The sequence below is a fragment of the Dyella silvatica genome, assembly GCF_026283955.1.
GTDB classification, from domain to species: Bacteria; Pseudomonadota; Gammaproteobacteria; order Xanthomonadales; family Rhodanobacteraceae; genus Dyella_C; species Dyella_C silvatica.
Map to the genome: position 1 here is coordinate 1 of NZ_JAPDPE010000019.1, position 24,329 is coordinate 24,329.

At 61.3% G+C, this 24,329-nt stretch carries 14 protein-coding genes; 3 read left to right on the plus strand and 11 right to left on the minus strand.

Features of this window, described 5'->3' with window-relative positions:
• Positions 1-102: 102 nt before the first annotated feature.
• Both OUZ52_RS05890 and OUZ52_RS05895 read right to left on the minus strand, forming a co-directional pair.
• On the minus strand, positions 103-849 hold the full coding sequence (locus tag OUZ52_RS05890) for a DUF4194 domain-containing protein (RefSeq protein WP_266157424.1): 747 nt from the start codon (positions 847-849) through the stop codon (positions 103-105).
• Positions 836-2,302 carry a DUF3375 domain-containing protein gene (locus tag OUZ52_RS05895; protein WP_266157426.1) on the minus strand — a complete coding sequence of 489 codons (1,467 nt, stop codon included), beginning with the start codon at positions 2,300-2,302 and terminating at the stop codon, positions 836-838. Before OUZ52_RS05895 ends, OUZ52_RS05890 begins: the two co-directional genes overlap by 14 nt.
• A gap of 742 nt (positions 2,303-3,044) precedes the next feature.
• On the opposite strand from OUZ52_RS05895, the gene OUZ52_RS05900 reads away from it, so the two are divergent.
• Positions 3,045-6,134 (plus strand): TonB-dependent receptor, encoded by a 3,090-nt coding sequence (locus OUZ52_RS05900; protein WP_266157428.1) that lies wholly within the window; start codon positions 3,045-3,047, stop codon positions 6,132-6,134.
• Positions 6,135-6,258: 124 nt separating this feature from the next.
• Here the strand turns inward: OUZ52_RS05900 and OUZ52_RS05905 are convergent, their stop codons facing one another.
• The 4 genes from OUZ52_RS05905 to OUZ52_RS05920 all read right to left on the minus strand — a co-directional run bounded on the left by OUZ52_RS05905 (position 6,259) and on the right by OUZ52_RS05920 (position 17,973).
• Positions 6,259-7,695 carry an FAD-dependent oxidoreductase gene (locus tag OUZ52_RS05905; RefSeq protein WP_266157429.1) on the minus strand — a complete coding sequence of 479 codons (1,437 nt, stop codon included), beginning with the start codon at positions 7,693-7,695 and terminating at the stop codon, positions 6,259-6,261.
• Entirely contained in the window at positions 7,692-12,158 is a 4,467-nt protein-coding gene (gltB, locus tag OUZ52_RS05910; RefSeq protein ID WP_266157462.1) for a glutamate synthase large subunit, read from the minus strand. Before gltB ends, OUZ52_RS05905 begins: the two co-directional genes overlap by 4 nt.
• 383 nt (positions 12,159-12,541) lie before the next feature.
• Entirely contained in the window at positions 12,542-15,334 is a 2,793-nt protein-coding gene (locus tag OUZ52_RS05915) for a TonB-dependent receptor (protein WP_266157430.1), read from the minus strand.
• A gap of 527 nt (positions 15,335-15,861) precedes the next feature.
• Positions 15,862-17,973 carry a TonB-dependent receptor family protein gene (locus OUZ52_RS05920; RefSeq protein ID WP_425493800.1) on the minus strand — a complete coding sequence of 704 codons (2,112 nt, stop codon included), beginning with the start codon at positions 17,971-17,973 and terminating at the stop codon, positions 15,862-15,864.
• Between the two features lie 116 nt (positions 17,974-18,089).
• On the opposite strand from OUZ52_RS05920, the gene OUZ52_RS05925 reads away from it, so the two are divergent.
• Entirely contained in the window at positions 18,090-19,286 is a 1,197-nt protein-coding gene (locus tag OUZ52_RS05925) for a murein hydrolase activator EnvC family protein (protein ID WP_266157432.1), read from the plus strand.
• 107 nt (positions 19,287-19,393) lie between these two features.
• Positions 19,394-20,764, plus strand: a complete 1,371-nt coding sequence (locus OUZ52_RS05930; protein WP_266157433.1) for a S41 family peptidase — start codon at positions 19,394-19,396, stop codon at positions 20,762-20,764.
• A gap of 797 nt (positions 20,765-21,561) precedes the next feature.
• On the opposite strand, the gene OUZ52_RS05935 is transcribed toward OUZ52_RS05930, so the two are convergent.
• From OUZ52_RS05935 to OUZ52_RS05955, 5 genes are all read right to left on the minus strand, one after another.
• The gene (locus OUZ52_RS05935; RefSeq protein ID WP_266157434.1) at positions 21,562-22,041 is read right to left on the minus strand and encodes a cupin domain-containing protein; all 480 of its coding nucleotides are present in this window, start codon (positions 22,039-22,041) and stop codon (positions 21,562-21,564) included.
• Positions 22,042-22,045: 4 nt separating this feature from the next.
• Positions 22,046-22,840: a twin-arginine translocase subunit TatC gene (tatC, locus tag OUZ52_RS05940; protein WP_266157436.1), complete on the minus strand. Its 795-nt coding sequence runs from the start codon at positions 22,838-22,840 to the stop codon at positions 22,046-22,048.
• Entirely contained in the window at positions 22,827-23,258 is a 432-nt protein-coding gene (gene tatB, locus OUZ52_RS05945; RefSeq protein ID WP_266157438.1) for a Sec-independent protein translocase protein TatB, read from the minus strand. The genes tatC and tatB overlap by 14 nt, the downstream gene beginning before the upstream one ends.
• 21 nt (positions 23,259-23,279) lie before the next feature.
• Positions 23,280-23,537 (minus strand): Sec-independent protein translocase subunit TatA, encoded by a 258-nt coding sequence (gene tatA, locus OUZ52_RS05950; protein ID WP_266157439.1) that lies wholly within the window; start codon positions 23,535-23,537, stop codon positions 23,280-23,282.
• 95 nt (positions 23,538-23,632) lie between these two features.
• Entirely contained in the window at positions 23,633-24,319 is a 687-nt protein-coding gene (locus OUZ52_RS05955; protein WP_266157440.1) for a lipid-binding SYLF domain-containing protein, read from the minus strand.
• Positions 24,320-24,329: the final 10 nt, after the last annotated feature.

Below are 24,329 nucleotides of genomic sequence, written 5' to 3' on the forward strand. Positions count from 1 at the left end.
GCATGCGGAACTGCTCGTCGCGCGGGTTGGGCAAATCCGAAAGAAACAGTGTGTCTGTGACTGCCGCCGTTTTTACTCGCTTGCCCGAAGCTGCCGGCTTACTCATGAATGGTCCACTTCTTCAACGCTGTCTGCCGTCTCACCGTCGTTAACAACCACGCCTTCGCGCAACTCGCGATATACCTGCCCCAGCGCTTGCACGTCTTCGGCGGAAAACAGCAGCTTCAGCACCGGGGATATTTCGTAACGCCCTTCGCTGCCGCGCAGCACCGTCAAAATGTGACTGTCGCGCATTTTCACGATGGCCGCCGCCACTCGCTTCATAAAACCGGCGCGGTCGGTGGAGAGGTTTTTCTCATATACGGACAACTCATCACTCAGCGCCTCTTCTTCCACCACCGCACGGCGACCCTGCGCGTCGGCCTCGGCCAGATGCTGGCGCAGGTGCAAGAGCAAGACCGAATCGATAAAGGTCAGCGACTGCGTGCGCAGCAGCGTGGGCGTATCCAGCTCGCCGGTATCGGCCTGCCGGGTAAATGCGACGCTGGCATCGCGGTCAATCACCAGTTCCAGGAACAGCTCCGCGAGGCGCATACGAATCGCGGCCTCGTTGCGCACCAGGGCCGGCCATAGCTGAGTGTGACGCTGCGCATCGATACTCGGGCCGGCCAGGAGCTGGCACAGCGCACGGCGTGCATCGAGCGGCAGCGTACCGCTGTCACCGGAAAACAATTCGGTAGCTGAATCGATGGACGATTCCATCGCCCCGGTCGCAAACGCCTGCTCTTCCATGCCCTCGTCTTCGTCGGCGCAGCCGTCGGTATCTGGCACGTGATCAGACCAGTTCATGGCTTTTTTCCTTTACGAACCACACCAAGGGAATGCGTGCGTGACGTTGTACGCCATCGCCGCCCCGCCACTGCACAGTTTCCAGACGATCATCGGCGATGACGCCGTGACGCACACCTAATGAGAGATAGCCAATCACGCTGCCCAGGCCCTGCATCGCCGGTCGCTGCATCAGCACTTCGCCGATGGACCATTGCGCCCGCTCTGCCAGCAGGTCGCGCAGATCGCGCTTCAAGCCGCGAAAATCGATTTCCGACTGCGCCACCAGATCGCCGACGCTTTCCAGCGAAATGGTGGCGGCATCGCCACGCAACACACGCCCATCGACCCGGCTGTGGCGCGGATCATGCAGCCGCCACTGCGACAGCGAACGCGCCCGGCTGCTGGTCAAGGCCAGCGTATAACCCACCGGTTGGGTCGCGCGCACGGCATCGCGCAGCTGCAAGGCCTCGCCTTGCGCCTGCTTCAGCAACTGATTCAGGCGTCGCTGTTCGAGATAGCCACGGCTTTGCACAAAGCCGCGCAAGCTGCGGGCAAAACTCTGCAACACGTCGTGCACCTGGCCGCCCCGGTCCAGCATCACACGGGTGAAGCTGCGCAGAAAGGCGCGCTCCTGCCGACTCAGCTTGCGGGCGAAGCCGCGCGCAAGTACGGCATCGAGTGCCGTATCCAGTTGGGCGCTTTGCTCGGCATCGTTGAGTAGATTCCAGAAGGCGGTAAAACTGCGCCCGGCATCGCTTTCGCCGATGACATCGACGCCCTGGAACAACGCATCCAATACGTCGCCACGCTGGCCTTCGTCATCGATGATGCGCTCGCGGAAATCGCGATTGAGGCGTTCGAAGTCGTCACGAACGCGGCGAAAGTCCTCGGCCAGGTCGTCGGCCAAGCCAATGATTTCGCGCGTGCGCTCCAGCGCGCGCTTCGACGCCAGGGTGACCACCTTGCCAGTGCTGAGCCGGGTGATTTCCTCGTCGATACGCTCACGCTCCAGCTGCAACGCAGCGATCCGCGCGGCGGGATTGGATTCGGTCTGCTCGGCCAGTTGCATCAATTGCTGGATCACCAGCGATAGCCGGCTCTCGGTAGCGGCATGGCGCTGGGCTTCCAGGCCAGCGACAAAGCGGATCGCCTGGGCGGCCTGGGTCGATAGCTCGTATTCCTCTTCGCTGGCGCCCTCGGGCAGGCGGCGCTCCAGATACCCTTGCGACAACCATTCGGCCACATAGGCCTGGGCCTGTCGCAGCAAGCGCGCGGGCTGCGCGGCATTGAGCAGATCCAGTTCGTGCTGCAGCCGCTCATGCAGGACCGACGCCGGCAATCGCCGCGTCTCATCCATCAGCAAGGTCTGCAAGACACCGATCATCTCGGGCGCGTGGTCTGCCGCGAGCAGTCTCCACAAGGCCTGCTCGCGCAGGCGCGCATACGTAGCAATACGAACAGCTGCCTTCATGGCGCGATCAATCAGTCCTGCCGACTCTAGGGGGCGCGATTGTAACGGGTCGGCCTGACCCGCGTACGTTATTGCGCCCGGCGCGGCGGGCGTGGCTGTCGTTTTCGGCCTAGGAGCTTCAGTGACGAGTGTTTGTGTCCCCGAACACAAATGACGTGACTCGGATCAGATCGCTCAGGTGGCGTTAATAATTCGGCGATCCGCGACGATAGAAAGTTACGAAGTTCATCGCAATTAACCTCCCGCGCCGCCGTTGAATCGCAATTAATCCGTTTGCAATCACTTATATCTCACATATATCGCAATTAATTACGATATATGTGACTAAGCAAAAACCGCGCCGAAGATTTTCCCATCATTATTTCTTACCGCCCCGATAACCATTGTGTAACATTTCTGTGTGCCGTAACGTCGATATCTCAGTTTCATCGGCAACAATCTGCCGACGACTAGTAAGTTCATTCGTCAGTACTGGGGAGTATTTGCGGTGATACAAGCGCCTTCCGTCGTTACGGAGCCGTAACGGCGCGGTGAACTGGGGATTAGGTCTTTTAAACACAGATGCAGCTTTTGCTGCGCGTCGGTCATGGATGGCGACCCCCTCCATGCACGATCCATTTGAGGGAGGGCTGGGTTAATGACGTTTCAAAATCGCAAGTCTCAAAATCGCATGCCGATGAACCATCGCAAGATGGCATTTGCCATCACCTTTGCACTTGGCATGGGATGCGGCGGCGTGGCCATGGCGCAAAGCACTGTAGGTACGGTTTACGGTACGGCCGACGCAGGCGCGCAGGTCGAAGTGCTTAACCTGGGTAGCGGCCAGACCCGTACGATTCCTGTCGGCAGCGACGGCAAGTTCAATGTAAACGCGCTGCAACCCGGCAACTACCGCATTAACGTCACCGCCAAGGGCCAGACCACCAGCCGCGAAGTCCGCGTCGTCGCCGGCCAGGGCTTTAACCTCGACCTTGCCACTGCCACCGCCGCCAACGCTGCCGCCGCCAAAGAGCTAGGCACGATCAACGTCGCGGCCAATGCGCTACCGGCGATCGATATTTCTTCGGTGCAGTCCACCACGGTGCTGACCTCCGAGCAGATGAAAAGTCTGCCGATTGCCCGTAACCAGACCTCGGTCGCCTTGCTCGCACCCGGCGCCTCCAAGGGCGACAGCGCGTTTGGCAACCTGGCCTCGATCGGCGGCGCATCCGTCGCCGAGAACAGCTACTACGTCAACGGCTTCAACGTCACCAACCTCTATCAAAGCTTGACCTACGCCCAGGTGCCGTTCGAGGCGATCGATCAGCAGGAAGTACAAAGCGGCGGCTACGGTGCCGAATACGGCAACTCCACCGGCGGCGTGATCTCGGTACTGACCAAGCGCGGTACCAATGAGTGGAAGGGTGGCGTCGACTACACCTGGAACCCGGCCTCGCTGCAAGCCAGCCAGCCGAACGTTTATCTCAAGAACGGCACGCTGTATCAAAACAACACCGGCAATCGCAATTGGAGCGTCGGTAACATCGCCAACGCCGGCCCTGCCGGCGGTGGCGGCGGTAATGCCACCGACTTCGGCACCCGCTGGAACGCCTGGTTGGGCGGCCCGCTGATCAAAGATAAATTGTTTATCTTCATGTTGGCAGGCGGCACTCGCACCACCGATCAAAATTACGGGCTAGTGCAGAACGCGGGCACGGGTGGCTATAACCACGACAAGAGCACCCAGCCGAACTACATGGTGAAGCTGGACTGGAACATCAACGACAGCAATATCCTTGAATTCACGGGCTTCAATGATTCCCGTAAAAACACCACGACCGTTTCCGACTTCAATTACGACGCGCACGGCAATCCGTACCACTACAATTATCTCGGCCAGGTCTACACCAAGAATGGCGGCAATACCGACATCCTGAAGTACACCAACTACGTCACCGATAATTTCACCATCACGGCGCAGTACGGCAAAAGCGTCAATAACCGCAATTTCGTGGCGACCACAGCCAATGGCACGGTCGAGACGTATAACGGTGATATCCATAACGCAGCGAACAGCCCTGGCTGTCCAGCGATTGCCGACAATCGTTCGGTGGTAACCAGCGGCCAGGTGGTCTCATATCCATCGTGCAGCTTTGCCGGCACGCTTGGCTTGGCCAACGCGCAGGACTCCAACAAGTCCGGCCGTATCGATTTTGAATACAAGCTGGGTGATCACGACCTCACCGCCGGCTGGTCGCACACCAAGTTCACTGCGATCAATGGCCAGGCCTCTGAGGGCGGCGCACTTTATACGTACAGCTCGATCCCGAACACCACGATCGACCCCAATACGGGTGCCACCATTACCGTCCTGGGCCATAACCCGACCGCCGCACCGGCTGACAACATCGTTCAACAGCAGATTTTCGCCACCGGCGGCAAGCTTGGCGTCACGCAGAAGTCTTACTACGTGCAGGACCGCTGGCAGGTCACGCATGACTTGATGGTACGTATTGGTGTCCGCAATGACGGCTTCAACAATACCAATGCCTCGGGCCAAAGCTATATCAATCAGGTTCACAGCTGGCAGCCTCGCCTTGGCTTCTCGTGGGACGTGCACGGTGACTCCTCGCTCAAGGTCTACGGCAGTGCTGGCGACTACTCGCTGCCGCTGACCGCCGAGGTGGCCTTGCGTGGCGCATCGTCGTCGATCTTCAGCACGCAGAACTTCAGCTATACCGGCGTCAATCCCGTCACCGGCGCACCGATCGGGCTTGGTCCGCTACCGCCGGCCTTTGCGGCTGCCTTCCCATCTCAAGTCGGCCTGAACTACTTCAACGGCGAAACCGGCTCGACGCCCAACCCGCATGCCTCGGCGGCAACCAATCTGCGCCCGTTCAAGCAGCGTGAGTTCATCCTCGGCGCACAGCAGCAAGTGGCTGACTGGACCTTCGGCGTCAAAGGCACCTATCGCAAAGTCATCAACGGCACCGACGACTCTTGCGATGTGCGTCCGATCTACGCTTATGCCAATGCGACGTACGGCACCAATCTGCCAACCAATCAGTTGGGACCGGTAAGCTCGAATATTCCGGGCGGCTGCTTTATTTTCAATCCTGGCAGCGGCGTCACCTTGAACTTCCCGCTGGATGCCAGCGGCAAGACCTACCCGATCAAGCTGAGTGCGGCACAGATCGGCGAGCCGGCGTACAAGCGTGACTACGAGGCACTGGAACTCACCGCTGAGCGCGCCTTCGATAATCGCTTCTACGTCAAGGCCTCGTATGTGTGGGCGAGAGAATGGGGCAACACCGAAGGTCTGGTGAACTCCAACAATAAGCAGAGCGATACCGGCACCTCGTTCCTGTTCGACTATCCGGAACTGATGCAGGGTACCAACGGCTACCTGCCCAATGATCACCGCAACACCTTCAAGCTGTATGGCGCATGGCAGATCACGCCAGAGTGGCTGGTGGGTGCCAACGGTATCTTCCAGACCGGCGGTCCGGTGGACTGCTATGGTTTGAACCCGGTGAACAACAACATCGTCGGCGGCTACGGCAATACCTACTTGTACTGCAACGGCCGGGTCGTTACCCAGGGTTCGGCCGGCCGTACGCCGAACTATTGGAGCCTCGACTTGAACGCGGCCTACAAGCCGTCGTGGGCCAAAGGCGTGACCTTGCAGGCCAACGTGTTCAACGTGTTCAACCGACACTCCGTCACGTCGGTGAACCAGCAAGGCCAGGATCAGAACGGTGCTTCACTGGCCGGCAGCAGCTACCAGATTCCGACCAGCTTCCAGACCCCGCGTTACGTGCAGCTCAGTGCCGAGTACGATTTCTCGCTCTGATAGTTAGCTTAGCTAGACAAAAACGCCACCGCGTAACTCCGCGGTGGCGTTTTTTTGGCTTGTTGAAAAGCCTTTTTGCTAGATGCCCTCGGCTACAGAAAAAGAGGGCCTGAGGATCACGCCATCAAACAGCGCACTCCTTCTGCACCGCAGCCTGGGCAAGCATCCGTGCGATCGACGCAGCCGCCTCGCGCCCGTCATGCACCGCGCGCACCACCAGATCGGCGCCGCGCATATTGTCGCCACCGGCGAATACCTGGGGATGCTCGGTCTGGAACGGCAGGCGGCCGTTCTGCCCGGCGAGACTGCGACCGCTGCCATCCAAGGTGATCCCATATGCCGCACACCAAGCCGGTGGGCTGGGACGAAACCCGAACGCCTGGATGACCACGTCGGCGCGCAATTCGGTTTCGCTGCCTTGCACATGGCGCAGTTGCGCACGCCCATGTGCCCCTTCAACCAGCTCCGTACTCACCACGCGTACGGCACGCACCTCGCCCTCACCACCAAGGATGGCCAGTGGCTGTCGATGAAACAGAAAGCGCACGCCCTCTTCGCGGCTATAGCCGACTTCGCGGGCAGAGCCTGGCATATTGGCTTCGTCGCGGCGATAGACGCAGGTCACAGAGGCTGCGCCAAGGCGGATCGCCGTGCGATTGCAATCCATGCCGGTGTCGCCACCGCCAAGCACCACCACGTGCTTGCCGGCGAGATTGAGCGCCGACGGCACCGGCGCATCGTCGAGCAAGCGGTCGACATTGGCGATCAGGAAGGGCAATGCATCGTGCACGCCGTCCAGCTCGCGCCCAGGCAATTCACCATCGACAAAGCGATAAGCACCGGTGCCGATAAAGACCGCATCGTAGTCGTCGAGCAAGGTCTCGAAGGCGATATCGCGGCCGATCTCCACACCCAGGCGGAAGCTGACGCCCATGCCTTCGAGCACATCGCGCCGGGTGCGCACTACGCTTTTGTCCAGCTTGAACGGCGGAATGCCGAAGGTCAGCAGGCCGCCGATCTCGCGCTGGCGATCGAACACATCGACGGCGATGCCTGCACGGCGAAGCCGATCCGCGCACGACAAGCCCGCAGGGCCCGCGCCGACCACCGCGACGCGGCGACCGGTTTCGCGCACCTGGGACAGATCCGGTCGCCAGCCTTGGCGGAACGCCTCGTCGGTCACCCAGCGTTCGATGCTGCCGATGGTGACCGCGCCGAAATCGCCTTGCTCTAGCGTGCATGCGCCTTCGCACAACCGATCCTGCGGACAGACGCGGCCGCAGATTTCCGGCAGCGGATTGGTCTCGTGCATCAAGGTCGCCGCTTCAAATAGACGTCCGTCCTGCACCAGCTTCAGCCAGTTGGGGATGTAGTTGTGCACCGGGCATTCCCATTCGCAATAGGGATTGCCGCAGTCGATGCAGCGTTCAGCCTGCCCGGCCGCCGCGTCTGGCGCGAAATCGCCGGAGATTTCTCCATAGCCAAGCACACGGATCGTCACTGGCACGGCGCGTGGCGGATTGCGCGGTATTTCCAGAAAGCGAAAGTCTTTGTTGCTCATGCGGCCCTCCGCAATTCTTCGGCCAGCGCATCCAGGCTTGCCGCCTTCGGCTTGACCAGCCAGAAGCGCTGCAAAATGCCGCGGAAATCACCGATCAACTGGCGTGCCCAGGCACTGCCGGTAAGTTCGCCGTGGCGGGCAATCAAGCCGCGCAGATGTTGCATGTAATGCTCCATGCCCTCGGGTGAAATGCGCACGATGTCGACCAGTTCGTGGTTATAGCAATCGACGAAGGCGCGCTCGAGATCGAGCACATAAGCAAAGCCGCCGGTCATGCCCGCGCCAAAGTTGAGCCCGCAGGAGCCGAGTACCGCGACCACACCGCCGGTCATATATTCGCAGCAGTGATCGCCGGCCCCTTCAATCACCGCCAGCGCACCGGAGTTGCGCACCGCAAAGCGCTCGCCCGCGCGACCTGCGGCAAACAGTTCGCCACCGGTGGCGCCGTAGAGGCAGGTATTGCCGAGAATCGCCGCATCCTGGCTGGCGAACGGCGCATCGGCAGGCGGCCGCACTACGATGCGCCCACCCGCCATGCCTTTGCCGACACCATCGTTCGCCTCGCCCTCCAGCTCGATCTGCACCCCGCCGGCATTCCATGCGCCGAGACTTTGACCGGCACTGCCGCGCAACTGCAGGGTGATCGGCTCGGGCATATCGTTGTCGCCCCAGCGGCGAGCCACATCGCCAGACAGCCGCGCACCGATGGCGCGATCGGTATTGGCGATCTCATAGCGGAACGTACCACCGCAGCCCAGCTCGACCACCGGCTCGAGATCCACCGCGATACGGCCGGCGAGTTGCGCCGGATCGCGCATCGGGTTGCGCGCCATCACGCAGGCGCTATCCACCTCCACGCCCAGACCATCGCTGGCAATCAGCCGCGACAGATCGAGCCCGCGCCGCGCTGAGCTGCCGCTGTCGTGCTGGATCAACAAATCACTGCGCCCAATCAACTCACCAAGGCTGCGCATGCCCAGCCGTGCCAGATGGGCGCGCACATCTTCGGCGACGAAACGGAAGTAGTTCATCACCATCTCGGGCAGGCCGGTGAAGTGCTGTTTGCGCAGCACCTCGTGCTGGGTCGCTACCCCGGTGGCGCAATTATTGAGGTGGCAGATGCGCAGATATTTGCAGCCCAAGGCCACCATCGGACCGGTACCGAAGCCAAAGCTTTCCGCACCGAGCATGGCGGCCTTGATCACATCCAGGCCAGTCTTCAGGCCGCCATCGGTCTGCAGCCGCACGCGGCCACGCAAGCCGTTGCGGCGCAAGGTCTGCTGGGTCTCGGCCAAGCCGAGCTCCCAGGGTGCGCCAGCATATTTGATCGAGCTGAGCGGGCTGGCACCGGTGCCGCCGTCATGGCCGGAGACGGTGATCAGGTCGGCACCGGCCTTGACCACACCTGCGGCGACCGTGCCGACGCCGGCGTGCGATACCAGCTTCACCGAAACCAAGGCGGTCGGATTGACCTCTTTCAAATCGTGAATCAGCTGGGCCAGATCTTCGATGGAATAAATATCGTGATGCGGCGGTGGCGAAATCAGGCCGATGCCCGGCTTGGCATAGCGCAGGCGCGCAATGGTGGCATCGACTTTATGGCCGGGCAGCTGGCCGCCTTCGCCGGGCTTGGCGCCTTGCGCGATCTTGATCTGCAGCACTTCCGCATTGACCAGATACGCAGGCGTGACGCCGAAGCGACCTGAGGCGACCTGCTTGATCTTGGAGGCGCGCTCAGTGCCATAGCGCGCGGGATCTTCGCCACCCTCACCAGAGTTGCTGCGCGCGCCGAGCCGATTCATGGCGATCGCCAAAGCCTCGTGCGCTTCGGGCGACAAGGCGCCCAGCGACATACCGGCCGAATCGAAACGCTGGAGGATCGACGCCACCGATTCCACGTCGTCCAGCGGTATCGCGGCAGCCGCAGGCTGTGGCTGCAATAGATCGCGCAAGGCCGAGGGCGGCCGCGTGTCGACGTGTTGCGCATAGCGCTGATAGTCGGCCGTGTCGCCGGTACGCACCGCCAACTGCAAGCTGGCGATCACGTCGGGGTTGTACATGTGGTATTCGCCGCCGTAGACGAATTTGTACAGGCCACCGGCGTGCAGCGGCTGGGCCTCGTTCCATGCTTCGGCCGCCAGCAGGCGGGCATCGTGTTCGAGTTCGGCGAACCCTGCCCCGCCTACGCGCGACGGTGTACCCGGGAAACACAGCTCGACCACTTCAGGCGCGAGGCCGACGATCTCGAACAGCTGCGCGCCGCGATAGCCCGCCACGGTAGAGATGCCCATCTTGGAAAGAATCTTCAGCAGCCCTTTGCGGATGCCGCGCCGATAGCTGCGGCCGATTTCGCGGGTGGCGCCGTCGCCATGGCGCAGATGACCATCGCGGCCCAACTCGAACAGACTTTGATAGGCCAGCCAGGGATAGATGGCGGTGGCGCCAAAACCGATCAAGCAAGCGAAATGATGCGGGTCACGCGCGGTACCGGTTTCTACCAACAGGTTGCATTGACATCGCAGACCGGTGTCGATCAGGTGCGCGTGAATCGCCCCCACCGCCAGCAAGGCATGCGCCGACAAACTATCGCGGCGCGGATAACGATCGGTGATGAAAACCATCGCCGCACCGTTGCGCACGCCGACCTCGGCTTCGCGACAAAAACGACGCAAGGCCGCCTCCAGCCCTTCGTCCATGGCGTGGCACAGGTCGATCTGCACGGTGGCGTCGACGTACTGCGGCAGCGCCAGGATCTGCCGCAGTTTGCGCTGTGAGCAAATCGGAGAATTGAGCAAGATCTGCCGCGCATTCTCTGCCGACAGTTCAAACAAATTGCCTTCGCAGCCGATCTGCGTCACCAGCGACATCACCAGCCGTTCGCGCAGGGGATCGATCGGCGGATTGGTGACTTGGGCAAAGCCCTGACGGAAGCGGTCGAACAGCGGACGTAGCTGCCGTGACATCGCGGCCATCGGCGTGTCATCGCCCATCGATCCGGTGGCTTCGGCCTCGGTTTCGGCCAGCACCTTGAGCACGCTTTCGCGCTCTTCGCGGCTAAGTCCGTAGAGCTTTTGATAACGATGCAGTTCGTCTGCTGGCAATGGCTCGGCGGCAAGGCTGGGGTCGATCAGATTCGATTCCAGATAAGTCACACCGGCGCGCAGCCAATCGCGAAACGGCGCGCGGCGGCGATTGATGTCGTCGATATCGCGCGAATGCAGCAAACAGGCGTGCTGGAAATCCACGGCGATCATTTCGCCCGGCCCCAGCCGGCCTTTCGCCACCACTCGCGATGACGGCACATCCCACAGGCCTGCCTCCGAAGCGACGATTAAATGATTGTCGTCGGACAAGGCCCAGCGCGCCGGGCGCAGGCCGTTGCGATCCAGGGTGCAGGCCGCATAGCGGCCGTCGCACATGACCAGGCCGGCCGGACCATCCCATGGCTCGCTGTGCACTGCGTAGTATTCGTAGAAAGCGGCGAGATCTTCATCGATGTCTTCGCGGGCCGCGTAGGCCGGCGGCACCAGCACGCGCAGGGCTGTGAGTAGATCGAGACCACCGGCGAGCAAGACTTCTAAGGCGTTATCCAGACTTTCCGAGTCGGAGCCTTGCTGTCGTACCAGCGGACCGATGTCAGAAAGGTCAACCAGCGGCGAGCGCAACACCGCTTCGCGCGCCTGCATCCAGCGGCGATTGGCGCGAATGGTATTGATCTCGCCGTTATGCGCGAGCAGGCGAAACGGCTGCGCCAGGCGCCACTGCGGCGTGGTGTTGGTGGAGTAGCGCTGATGAAACACCACGGCATCGGCAGCCAAGGCCGGATGCTGCAAGTCGGCATAGACTTCGCGCAAACGGCCCGGCGCGGCCATCGCCTTATAAATCGTCGCGTGAACCGAAAGACTGACCACGTAGAAGTGCGAATCGCCGGCCAGCGCGGTCTCGGCGCGGCGGCGCGCGCGAAACAGCGCGCGCTCGAACAACGCATCGTCCATGTCGTTGGCGGCGTTGACGAAAATCTGCCGCACGTCGGGACAGGTGGCAGCGGCCAATGGCCCGCATGCCTGTGTGTTGACCTGCACTTCGCGCCAGCCCGCCACCTGCAGCCCGGCCTCGATCAAATGCTGCTCTAACACCTTGCTGCTGGCCTGGCCACCGGCCGGGTCGAGAAACACCAGCCCCGCAGCGAAGCGCTCGGTCAATCCAATGCCGGCCTCGGCGGCGAGTGCGCGCAACCAGGCATGCGGGCGATGAATCAAGACACCGCAGCCATCGCCGCTGATGCCATCGGCATTCACGCCGCCGCGGTGCGAAAGTTTCGCCAACGCCGCAAACGCGGTATCGACCAAGTGCGTGCTGGCGCGCCCATCGAGCTGCGCGACGAGTCCGAAACCGCAGCTGTCATGCTCGAAAGCTTCGTCGTACAGCAAGGTGTTGGCTGCTGACGTCACTGTTGGCGACATGACCACTGACGTGGTGTTGCCTGGCTTGCCCATCATGCCTCCCCGGCGGATGGTTTGCTGGGCGCGCGTAGCCGCTGACGCCAAGGCACCATCGTCACACGCGAGAGAGTGAGTGCTGACTAAAACACACTTGCTGCGTCGCGTCAAAGCGGTCTGGACGTCCAAACGCATTGGTATCGAACGCAACTATTTTTTTGCACTGACCTCCGCGGGAGGCCTGGTTGCCGGCGGCGCCGGTGCAAGCTCGGCGGGATGGGTCGGAATGCCTGACTAGCGCAAGCTTTCGACACTTCTCTGCCCTCGCATGGAAGGGGACAGAAGTGGAGATAAAAACGGCGCGCCGATCACTCGGCGCGCCGTGAGTTAACGCAACACGGACAAACTTAGAACTTGACCTTCACACCCAGGTTGTAGAACCGGCCGACGAGACCGTTCTGCGCCCAGGTCGGGTTGTAGTTGACCCCGGCGTAGTCCGCCTGATCCAGCGGCGGCTTTTTGTCGAACGCGTTCATGATCGAACCGGTAATGCTGATGTGATCGTTGATCGCATAACTGCCGGTCAGGTCAAAGTAGGTAAACGATCCGACTTTGCAGCTAAGCGGCAGCACCGACAGGCAAGCACCGTTCGACAGCTGATCCAGGGCGACGTTACGCATACCACTGGTGTAGTACAGCGTGCCGGTGACGGTTACCGGACCCCACATGATCGTGTTGGCCCATGAGCCGCGAGTACGCGGGGTACCTGCACCCGACGAAAGCGCGTAGGGGCCATGGGTACCGACAAACTGCTGCCGGGTGCCATCGGGCAGGGTCAGCGCCCAGCTGAAGATCTGGGTGCCACCTAGTTCACTGGTGTAGTGAATATTGTTGGCGAAATCGAAGCGGGCCTGGATATCCACATCGATACCGGTGGTCTTCTGCTCGGCGGCATTGACGAAGGCCGTATCGACTTCAGCCGGACGCGGCAAGGCATTCGGGAAAGCCGGGTCGGGCAGGTCAGCAATGACCTTCACCCCTGGCGGGTTCGGGATACCAGCGAAGTAGTTAGCCAAGGCCGGACCGGTCTGGCCGGGAACAATCACGTTGGTCTTCTTGATGCTGTAGTAGTCGACCGACGCGCTCAGCCAGCTGGTCGGCTGCAACACGATACCCAGGGTGAAGTTGGTCGCCTTTTCCGGCCTGATGTTGGGATTGGCTACGGTAGCCTGGGCCAACGCGTACGGCTGGGTATAGCCGTTGTTATTGTGCGCCGCCAAGAAGGCCGGATCGGTGATCTGCAACGTGGTGAAGCCGGTGCTCGAGCTGGAGCCGTTCTCCGAGAAGCTCGGTGCGCGAATGCCCTTCGAGTACGTACCGCGCAGCGCCACCCAGTCAAACGGCTTGTATTTGAAACCGACCTTGGGCGTGAAGCCATTGCCGATATCGCTGTAGTGGTCAAAGCGACCCGACAGGTCCAGTTCCAACGACTGCAGCAGCGGAGCATTGAACTCGAAGTAGGCGGCCGACACATCACGGCTACCCTTGGTGACCGCATTGCCAAAGCCCTGAGTCACATTACCCGGATTCAGGAAGGGATCGTTCTGCGCTTCATGACGGAACTGAGCACCCAAGGCCATACCCAGTGCGCCGCCCTCCAAATCCCATAGCTGGCGATTGGCGGACAGGTCCAACGAATCCAGATCCGAGGTCGAGGTCTTGCTGTAATCCGGAGCGATCGCCTTGCGCACCGCGTTGCTGTTCAGGCCCGGATAGAGAAAGTTGTAGCTGCCGGTGTTGATCGCGTTGATCAAGGCGGGGTAATTGATCGCACCATAGCGCATGGTGTCGACCCAGGTGTGGTTGATGACAGCCGTGGCATCCCAATTCCATTGGTCGAATGAACCGGTCACCCCGCCAACCATGCGGGCGTTGTGGTTATTCAAATTGGTGCCGCCCGGAATATCGCCGAACGCGTAGTTGATCAGTGCGTACTGACCCGGGAAGGGGTTGTACGGACTGTTCGGCGGCAACGCGATGTTATTCGTGTTAGTCGGGATGCCATTCTGGATTTGCGCCGGTGCCGCGACGACTCTCGTTTTGGCCTCGAAATAACTGGCCGACATATAAGCCGTGGTGGTGTCATTGAGCTTGACGGTGAAGCGGCCATACAAGCCGCCCTGCTCCATCGCCGGCTGCACTTGGCCGTATTGCGATACAAAATTTTCGGAGCAATAGCTGCCGGGATTAGCCGGATCGTTAGTGACCAGATTGCCCTTGGGACCGCAGCCACCCGGGGCCAATACTTGCGATACCCCACCAGGAACCGGCGACACACCGTTGACAAAATTACCGCTGCCACCTGGGGTCAACTGACCCGGAGTCACCGTGCCGTAGATCGAACCGGAGTTCTGACTGGGCTGGCCGCCGATCGAGTTGGGGCCGCCGATCGAACTCAGGTTGTTGGTGTTGAACGGGAAGCCGCGTTGACGCACATTGATCGGGTTGTCCTTCTGATACTGCACGGCAACGTAGGCGTTATAGCGATCGGTCTGCAGATCGCCGCCACCGGCAATCAAGGTCGCCTTGCGCGTGAAACCGCCGCCATGCTGCGAGGTGCCGATATCGGCGGTAGCTTCGACGCCATGATAGTTCGGCTTGAGGATGACGTTGACCACGCCGGCGATCGCATCGGCGCCGTATAGCGATGAAGCGCCGTCTTTCAGCACTTCGATGCGGTCAACGGCAGCCAGCGGAATCGTGTTCAGATCGACGAACGAGCGAATGCCGTCATCGGATATCGCATAGTTGGCGCTACGGTGCCCGTCGATCAGCACCAGGGTGGAGTTGACGGTCAAACCGCGCAAGGCCACACCGGAAGCGCCTGCCGCAAAGCCGGCGGTAAATGAATTAGGAATCGAGCCGCTGTTATCCGCTGAGAGTGTGCGCACCACATCGGCAATCGTGGTGAGGCCGCTGCGCTGAATCTGTGCAGCTGAAATAACCGTCACCGGTGAAGGTGTTTCCACGTCAACGCGCGGAATCGCCGAACCCGTCACCGTAATGGTTTGCAATTGCTTGGCTTGTTGCTCTTGCGGTGCTGGGGACGACTGCGCCGGGGTGCTTTGTGCCAATGTCACACCGGAAATGGGGGCAAGCAAAAGTCCTGCGATGGTCAAAGCAAGTTTGTTGCGCTTCATTGTCTACACCCTCTCTTGGTAGAGCGTTCCATTCGCTCTGTCTGAAGCTCGCCCGGCGTTGGGGGAAGGGATGCATAAGCAAGCAATGGGTGCCGGGGAGTGCGAGCGGAGTCTTCCACGTTAATGCCCGCTTCACAAGTGACTAAAACCTTCACAAGTCGTTGACTTACTTAGCTATATGGCACGCTTTATTGCGATCGCAATTTCTTGCGTGTCGCTTTGACGAAAATGCCTTTATAGACTCATAAATCGCCTTTTATGTAGATCGATTCAGGCGCTCAAATTCGTGCCCCATAAAAATGCACGGGTTAATCAGCCAGGCCATTGCGCGGACGCAGCATTTATTAGTAACTTTTTGCGAATCGGCCTGATATGACAGCTTTAATGACTATAATCTTTTCGTTATTTGGCGGTAGCAAGGCGATAAATCGGGCTTTAAAACCCGCTCCGGCTTAACCAACCCTCAACAAAAAATCAGAACCTGGCGACAGGTCTTGTGAAGTAGTTCACAACGCGATTTATCAGATTTACAAATCCAACTGCGCGCCCAGCATCACACTACGGCCAGGCGCTGGCTCGTAATAACGGCTATTGCTCTCGTTGACGATCACTGAGCCGATGTAACGATGATCGAGCAGGTTATCGACGCGCGCGCTCAGATGCAGTCGCGCTGCCCCCCATGGCAGGCCGTAGCCGGCATCGACGCCCAGCAAAACATAGCCGGCAGCGCGGTTGCTATGGAGGTCATCGACGGACACCGCCCCCACCCCATTGAGCTCGGCACCGTAACGCCAGCCCATGGCGTCGCCACGTTCCAGCCGCAGCGATCCGTATTGCCCTGGCACACCAGGCATCGGCCCGCCGGCGCGCACCCAGGTCGCAGGCATGTTGCAGCCACTGCTCGCACAGCTAAGAAACGGACTACGAAATGTCGCTTGCAGATGGGTCAAACCCAGGGCCAGGCGCCAGCCGTCGCCCAGCACCCCATGCACGGCGACTTCCGCGCCCTGGCGTCGGCTTTGTCCGATATTGCGATAGCTGGAGCGGCCACCGATGTTGCTCGCTACCGCCAGTTCATTGCGGGTGTCGGCGCGAAACCAGGCCGCCTCCAGTGCCCAATCCTGACCGGCCTGCCACTTCGCGCCGAGTTCGCCCTGGCGGCTACGCGCAGGACGCAAGTTGAACGCCAGGCCGGCACCGCCATCGGCCCGATAGCTCAATTCGTTAAAGGTCGGGGTCTCGAAATCGCCACCGATACTGGCGTAAAGGCGCAGCTGGGCGATGGGTCGATATTGCAAACCCAACACCGGTGTCGTCGCGGTATAGCGCACCCCGCCGCTATCGTCGGGATTGGCTGGGGCGACATAGTTATCGCGCACACTGAAGTGCACTTCGCTGTGCCGCAGACCAGCCAGTAACGACCATGACTCGGCGAAATGCCAATACAGCTGTGCGTATTGATCCAGGTTCCATACGCGATCGTCCTCGTCGCGGCGTAAACGGCCGGTGACGCCCAAGCTGCTGCCGACGAAATTCTCATAGCCGCGGCGCTGCTGATCCTGTGCGTCGTAACTGCTGCCGACCACCCATTCCAGCGGCCGGCCCAGCCATTCGCCTCGATGTGTCCAGCGGGCGTCGAGGCCGCCGTAATCGCTGGATAAGTCGACCACACCGCCCGCATTCAGCGGATTGCGCTGCGCCAATACCGGTATCGCCAACACCTGCTGCACGCCGCGCTGGCCGTAGTAGCCCATGACCCGAAGCTGATCGGCCTCGCTCAGCGCTTGCTCGTATACCGCGCCGCCCTGGCTTTGGTGCACGCTTTTGCGCGTATTGAATTGACCCGCCGCCGTGGTCGCCTGACGCGGATCCTGCTGATATTGCGCGCGGGTCAGGCCGAGTGGGTCTTGCGCACCCGGCAACGCCAGCGTGTTCAATACCAGGGTCAAATGACGCCCATCGCCCAGCTCGAAGCCCAATTTGGCATTCGCCGATTCGCGCTGGGCACGGCTATGCGCCCGATAGCCGCTGGTCTGAAAGTGCGACAGCGCGAGGTTGTAGTCCATCGCCCCCGCGATGCCGCGGGTGGATGCGCCGATCCGGTAGCTATTGTGGCTGCCCGCATAGACACCTATACGTGTCTGTGCGGGCTCGCTGCCATCGGCACTCCATAGCTGCACCACACCACCGGACGAGTTGCCATACAACGCCGAGAACGGTCCACGCAGCACCTCGACCCGTTCGGCCGCGTCCAGGCTGAAATGTGCTAGCTGACCTTGGCCATCCGGCATCGTCGCCGGAATGCCATCGGCATACATCCGCACACCGCGCACCCCGAAGGTGGAGCGCGCACCGAATCCGCGTATCGACAACTGCTCGTCTTGTGCGTAGTTCTGCCGATCGCGCGCCAGCACTCCTGGCCCCCCTACCAAGGCCTCGGACAAGTTCACCCCCGGCTTACCGGCATCGGCGGCCGCCACACTCACCACGCTAAGCGATGCGGGCAGCTCAAACGGCGGAATATCCAATCGCACCGCGTTGACTCGCACCGGCGGCAACGATGCCGTCGGCAAGGGGGTATCCGCCCATAGCGGGGCCGCCATCCATCCACCGATGACCATCGCTGCCGCCCTGAACATGGGTCTGCCCAAAATGGGTTCCTTGCCGGTCGTTTGTTCCAGTAGATCGGGATACTAGCGTGGGCTATTGGCAATGCATGCTCGCCGCCACCGTTCGGCTCAGTGATAATCCGACGATGCCAAGTCCAATCGTCCCCCGCGTTCTCAGCTACAGCCTTGCCGCCATCCTGGCCTTGCTGCTCACCGCCAGCCCGGCCATGGCCCGGCAAGACGGCAAGAGCAAGACCGAACAAGCCGATGCCCAGAAGAAACTGGCCGAGGTCCGCAGCAAGATGGAGGCGCTGGCCAAAGAGCAGGCCGAAACAGCAGCCAAGCGCGACAGTGAAAACGCCGAGCTGGCCAAACGCGCCAATGCCGTCGCCAGTGCGGCACGCGCGGTACGTGAAACCGAAACAGCGATCACCGCCAAACAGCACGATCTGGAGCAATTGCAGCAACAGCGCACCGAGCTGAAGCACGCGCTGGACGGCCAGCGCTCCGCCATCGCCGAATTGCTGCGCGCCACCTACACCCTTGGCCGCGGCTCCGATCTGCGCCTGCTGCTTGGCGATGAGGATATTGGCCGCATCGCCCGCGCCCTGGCCTATTCCAAGTATTTCCAGGAAGACCGTGTCCAGCGCGTGCAGAAGCTGATGGGCGACCTGGCCAAGCTGCAAGAGCTGGAAACCTCGATCGAAGCCGAGAAACAGGCTTTGCAAGACACCCGCACCCAGCGCGAGCAGCAGGCCAAAGTGCTGGCGCAACAGCGTGCCGAGCAACAAAAACTGGCCGCCGAGACGGACGCCCAATACAAAGACCAGGGCCAGCGACTGGCCGCATTGAAGCAAAACGCGCAATCGTTGAACGACCTGGTCGCCAAGCTGCAAAAAGCTATCGACGATGCCGCCCGCGAGGCGGAGCGCGCGGCTCGCGCCAACCCCAGCACCCCCAGCGTCACGCCCGGCAAAGGCGGCGCCAACATCCGCGGCAACCTGCCCTGGCCGGCCAGCGGCGTAGTCAATACATATAGCAATGGCGTGCTGATCAAGGCACCCGGCGGCAGCGAAGTGCGCGCGGTAGCCCGCGGCAAGGTGATCTATGCCGCCTTTCTGCGCGGCTATGGCCTGCTGCTTATCCTCAACCACGGCAACGGCTGGATGAGCATGTACGGCAACAATGAAACCCTGCTGCACGGCGTCGGCGACCAGATCGAGGCCAGCGAGCCGATCGGCACCGCCAGCGCCCCCACCGGGGTCAACACCGGCGTGTATTTTGAGTTACGCCAAAATAACAAACCGGTCGAACCGCGCAGCTGGCTGAACCGGCAGCGTTGATGACAACGACACCTCGCCCGCCAATGAATTTCGGCGCCTTGGCGTGGTCTTAATGAGCTTGGCGTAAGCTCACGCCACGCCTACTCGATTTCTCGGAGTTCTTCTGCATGCGGTTTTCCACCTATAGCCCGATCGCCGCCAGCCTCGCCACCCTGCTGCTGGTCGCACCGCTGGCCCAGGCGCAGACCGCACCCGCTGCCGCCGCTAGCGTCGCCGCCCCGGCGCACGCCGCATCCGCGCTGGCCACCGACCCGGTCGACCTGGACGACATCCGCAATTTCAGCCGCGTCTACGAGATCGTACGCCAGGCCTATGTGGAAAAAGTCGACAACAAGACCCTGATGAAAACGGCGATCAGCGGCATGCTCAGCGGTCTCGACCCGCATAGCGAATACCTCGACAAAGAAGGCCTGGCCGAATTGAGCGAGGACACTACCGGCCAGTACAGCGGCCTTGGCATCGAGGTACTGCCGGTCGACGGCAGCCTGCGCATCATCGCCCCGATCGACGACACCCCCGCCGCGCGCGCCGGCATCAAGCCTGGCGACACCATCATCAAAATCGACGGCAAGCCGGTCAGCTCCGAAAACGTCGACGACATGTTCAAGCAACTGCGTGGCGAAGAAGGCAGCAAGGTCACCCTGACCATCCTGCACGAGAAAAGCGACAAGCCGGTCGACCTGCCGCTGGTCCGCGAAAAAATCTCCGTCACCAGCGTCAAGGTACGCAGTCTCGAACCCAGCTACGCCTATGTGCGCATCAGCCAATTCCAGGACGACACCACCCCCGACCTGGAGAAAAAACTCGGCGAATTGATCAAGAAGAACGGCGCGCAAAAAGGCATCGTGCTTGACCTTCGCTCCAACCCCGGCGGCCTGCTCACCGCCGCCGTCGGCGTCAGCGACGCCTTTCTCGACAGCGGCACCATCGTCACCACCCGTGGCCGCCTGCAAGACGCCAACCTCAACTTCGCCGCCCATCCCGGCGACCTGATCAACGGCGCGCCCATGGTGGTGCTGGTCGACAACGGCACCGCATCCGCCGCCGAGATCGTCGCCGGCGCGCTCAAAGACAACCATCGCGCCCTGATCATCGGCCGCCGCACCTTCGGCAAAGGCGTGGTGCAAACCGTGCTGCCGCTAGACGCCGATCACGCGGTGAAAATCACCACCGCGCGTTACTACACCCCCAGCGGCACCTCGATCCAGGCCGAAGGCATCAAGCCGGATATCGCCCTCGCCGACCTCGCCGTGAACAAGGCCGATAGCGCCCCTGTGCTGATTGGTTCCGAGGCCGATTTGCACAATCATCTCTCTAACGAGGATGGCAAGACGGACAAGGACATCAACAACGATGGCAGCGCTGAGAATGCCAAGTTGGCTACGCAGGATTACGCGTTGTCGCAGGCGTTGAATGTGTTGAAGGGGATGGCGTTGAATCGTGCTGTGGCGCCGGCTGGTGCTGCGGGCTCGCGTTGATTTGTTTGGCGGGTTGGTCGCGAGGCGTGAGCTTTTGCTTGTAGGTTGTGGTGCGGCGATTGGGTCGCCTGCGGCGGGCTTTCGAACCCCTGCCGGGGTCCGAGTCACTTTTCTTTGCGTGGCCAAAGAAAAGTAACCCAAAGAAAGGCCAACCCCGCTTGTCGCCCTACGGGTGCGTGAGGGCTGGCCGGGCTTTTCGACAGGGCTTCCTGCCCTGGCGAAAAGGCATCGACGTCCATGTCGATGCCCCTGCGGGCCTGATCGTCCAACCCTCACCGACGCACAGGGGCCCCTAACGTCAAGGGCAAAAGCGAGAGCAAAGGCAACAGCAACAGCCTGGGCGTCGCCCCCTCACGAAACAGTATCCCTCACCACTCGGCGACTGCTTGCAGTCGCTCCCGAGTGCGCGCAGGACGCGCGCTGCTCTTGGGACCCCTATACCGCGGTGAGGCTGGGGCGACAGGCCCGCAGGGGCATCGACACGGATGTCGATGCCTTTTCGCCAGGGCAGGAGCCCTGTCGAAAAGCCCGACCTAGCCTCACGCACTCGTAGGGCAGGATGCCCGCAGAGCGCGGCATGGGGGTGGCCTTTCTTTGGGTTACTTTTCTTTGGCCACGCAAAGAAAAGTGACTCGGACCCCGGCAGGGGTTCGAAAGCCCGCCGCAGGCGACCCAATCGCCCCACCACAACCTACAAGCAAAAACCCAAGCTCACCACGAACCCGCGCCGCCGCCACATAAAAGCGAAACCCCACCAGAAACAACCCAGCCCGCGATCCCCCAACACCTACAGCAAACTAAATACCAATCTCAGGCGCCAACACCGCCAACCGCGCCGCCAGCGCCGCGTCACTATCCCGGTCAAGCAAACGAAACCCCGAAAAATCAAACGCCGGCGCCACCAGGCAAGTACACAGCGCATGCCCGCCCAACGGCCGCGCAGCCTGCCAGGCATACGCCGGCACCACGCACATCGACTCAGCATCGTCGATACCGCGCGCACCCAGCCGATGCCGCCGCAATTGATCGGTATCCGCGTGATAAATCAGCAACTCCAGCGGTTCGCCTTCGACGAAATGCCAAGCCTCTTCGGCGTCCACGCTATGCCAGGCACTGAACTCACCGGCAGCGAGCAGGAAATGGATGGCGCTCAACGGCGCGCGCGGCGCGCCGGATGGTTGTGGTGCGGGGTAGATGCGCCGGTAGTGGCCGCCTTCAGGATGCGCTTGCAACGCCAGGTGATCGATCAACACCTGCGCTGGCGTCGTCGTGCTCACCCGGTCAACCTGCGGCGGCCGCATCACTCGGCTTCACCAGCCAACGCACCGCCAGTACACCCAGCTCGTAAAGCAGGCACATGGGTATGGCCAACATAATCATCGAAGTGATGTCGGGCGGGGTGATGAAGGCGGCGATGGCGAAGGCGCCGACGACCGCATAGCGGCGACCACTGCGCAGTTGCTCCACATTGACGACACCGATCGCGGCAAGAATCACCACCGCCACCGGCACCTCAAAACACAGGCCGAAGGCAAAGAACATCAGCATGACGAAGTCGAGATAATGGGTGATGTCCGTCATCATCTCCACACCCTGAGGCGTCACCGCGACCAGGAAGCGGAACGCCGCCGGCAGCACCAGAAAGTAAGCAAAGGCGCAGCCGATATAGAACAACAACACCGCCGCGACCAACAACGGCCGGGCCAGACGTTTTTCGTGCTTATACAAACCCGGACTGACAAAGGCCCATAGCTGATACAGGATCACCGGCATGCTGATGAATAAGGCGGTGTAGAACGCCAACTTCAGCGGAGTTACAAAGGGGCTGGCCACTTCGGTGGCGATCAGATGCGCACCTTGCGGCAAGCGCGCCACTAGGGGCGCCGCCAGCTCGGCGTAGAGCCGGTTTGCGAACGGCATCAGTGCCGCCAGCACGACCACGATGGCAATCACCGCCTTGAGCAGGCGCGAGCGCAGTTCGATCAGATGCGAGAACAAGCCCTCCTGCAATTCTTCATGCAGGTCGTCGGATTCGAGGCGGCGTGGCTCGGAAGGGTCGTGCTCAGGTGCCGCCATGCGGAACGTCCTTGGGCAGTTCGCCGTTCACAGGTGCAGCGGCAACTGCGTCGGCAGGCGTAGTGGCGGGAGTGGTTTCAGTAGCGATGGCGGCGGTATCGCTGGCTGCTGCGGGTGCGGGTGCCGCTGGCGAGACGATCGAGGCTGCCTCGGCAAAGGGCTCGCGAACCCGGTTGACGGTGGCATTGAGATTGGCTTGCGCCGCCTCGGCCTGGGCGGCGGCTTCGCGCGCGTGGCGTTTGATCTCTTCCACTTGCAGCTCGCGCTCGACCTCGGCGCGCACGTTGTCCCAACCGTTACGCGCCCGTCGCAGCAAGGCACCTGCGGTGCGTGCCACGCCGGGGAGTTTTTCTGGGCCGAGTACGATCAGCGCGACAAGCGCGAGCAGCACCAGCTTGCCGAAGCTGATCTCGATCATGGTCTAAAGCGTGTCCTGCGCTTATTTCGATTCGCTGGAATCGTGTTGATTCTGCGTGGTCTGGTTGGGTGCCGACTGATTCTGCGTGGTATGCGGGGCCGCTACCGGATCGGCCTGCAAGCGCTCGCCGTCCTTGGGTTTGTCGCCTTCGCCGCCATCCAGGCCTTTCTTGAAATCCCGCACGGCACCGCCGAGATCCGAGCCGATATTGCGCAATTTCTTGGTGCCGAAAATCAGCACGACCACGACCAGAAGAATAATGAGATGGGTAATGCTCATGACTTATCTCGAAAGCGGAAAAAGGGTGGAGGGTGCGGCAAGCGAAAGCATCGGCGGGTGCCTATGCCCGTTTGCCGATGCCGCACGGATCCAGATCAGCGCTGAGTGTACTCTTCCAGGCGGTCGCGAAAGTCGACAACCGCACTCGGCACGTTGCTCACGCCACCTTCGAAAATGCGCCGTGGCGTGACGCCCGCCCCATAAATTGCCACATTGGCGTCATAGTCGATGCGTAGGGCCGAACCATCCAGGGCGACACCGGCGAACAATCCGCGCGAACGCGAGTAGGAGTAAATCTCTGCCTTGAGCTGGCTATCGGTCGCCGCGGTGGCGGTACGGCCGACCGGACCGGCGGCGGCCGAAGCGTCGGCACCGAGGGTAAATTTGCCGTTGACGATCGAATCCACGCCACGCTGGGTACGAAACACCAGAATCACGTCGGTGGACGACACGCCGATCTGAAAACCGACGCTACCGCCGGTCATGGTAATGAAGCTGGGGTTGGACCAGGTGCCATCCGGATTTTTCACCGAAACCAGACCTTCGCCACGGCGACCGCCAAAAATAAAGCCGGCCTTGACCATATCGGGGATCACCGCGATCGCATGCGCTTCCTTGAGCAAATCGGTGGGAATCGATTTGTCCGGCGCGTCCATGATCTGTTTCAGCACCCGCACGGCGTTCTGCGCGCGAACCAGCGGCGGATCTTCGGCATGTACAGCCATCGCTGGCAACAACAGCAAAGCAATCAATAACCAACGACGCAGCGATACTTGAAACATGGATAGCTCC

Coding starts and splice junctions, on each gene's coding strand:
- OUZ52_RS05905 (WP_266157429.1), bottom strand. CDS start 7,695: ATGAGCAACAAAGACTTTCGCTTTCTGGAAATACCGCGCAATCCGCCA.
- tatB (WP_266157438.1), bottom strand. CDS start 23,258: ATGATCGAGATCAGCTTCGGCAAGCTGGTGCTGCTCGCGCTTGTCGCG.
- OUZ52_RS05915 (WP_266157430.1), bottom strand. CDS start 15,334: ATGAAGCGCAACAAACTTGCTTTGACCATCGCAGGACTTTTGCTTGCC.
- gltB (WP_266157462.1), bottom strand. CDS start 12,158: ATGTCGCCAACAGTGACGTCAGCAGCCAACACCTTGCTGTACGACGAA.
- OUZ52_RS05925 (WP_266157432.1), top strand. CDS start 18,090: ATGCCAAGTCCAATCGTCCCCCGCGTTCTCAGCTACAGCCTTGCCGCC.
- OUZ52_RS05955 (WP_266157440.1), bottom strand. CDS start 24,319: ATGTTTCAAGTATCGCTGCGTCGTTGGTTATTGATTGCTTTGCTGTTG.
- OUZ52_RS05890 (WP_266157424.1), bottom strand. CDS start 849: ATGAACTGGTCTGATCACGTGCCAGATACCGACGGCTGCGCCGACGAA.
- tatC (WP_266157436.1), bottom strand. CDS start 22,840: ATGGCGGCACCTGAGCACGACCCTTCCGAGCCACGCCGCCTCGAATCC.
- tatA (WP_266157439.1), bottom strand. CDS start 23,537: ATGAGCATTACCCATCTCATTATTCTTCTGGTCGTGGTCGTGCTGATT.
- OUZ52_RS05895 (WP_266157426.1), bottom strand. CDS start 2,302: ATGAAGGCAGCTGTTCGTATTGCTACGTATGCGCGCCTGCGCGAGCAG.
- OUZ52_RS05920 (WP_425493800.1), bottom strand. CDS start 17,973: ATGTTCAGGGCGGCAGCGATGGTCATCGGTGGATGGATGGCGGCCCCG.
- OUZ52_RS05900 (WP_266157428.1), top strand. CDS start 3,045: ATGGCGCAAAGCACTGTAGGTACGGTTTACGGTACGGCCGACGCAGGC.
- OUZ52_RS05930 (WP_266157433.1), top strand. CDS start 19,394: ATGCGGTTTTCCACCTATAGCCCGATCGCCGCCAGCCTCGCCACCCTG.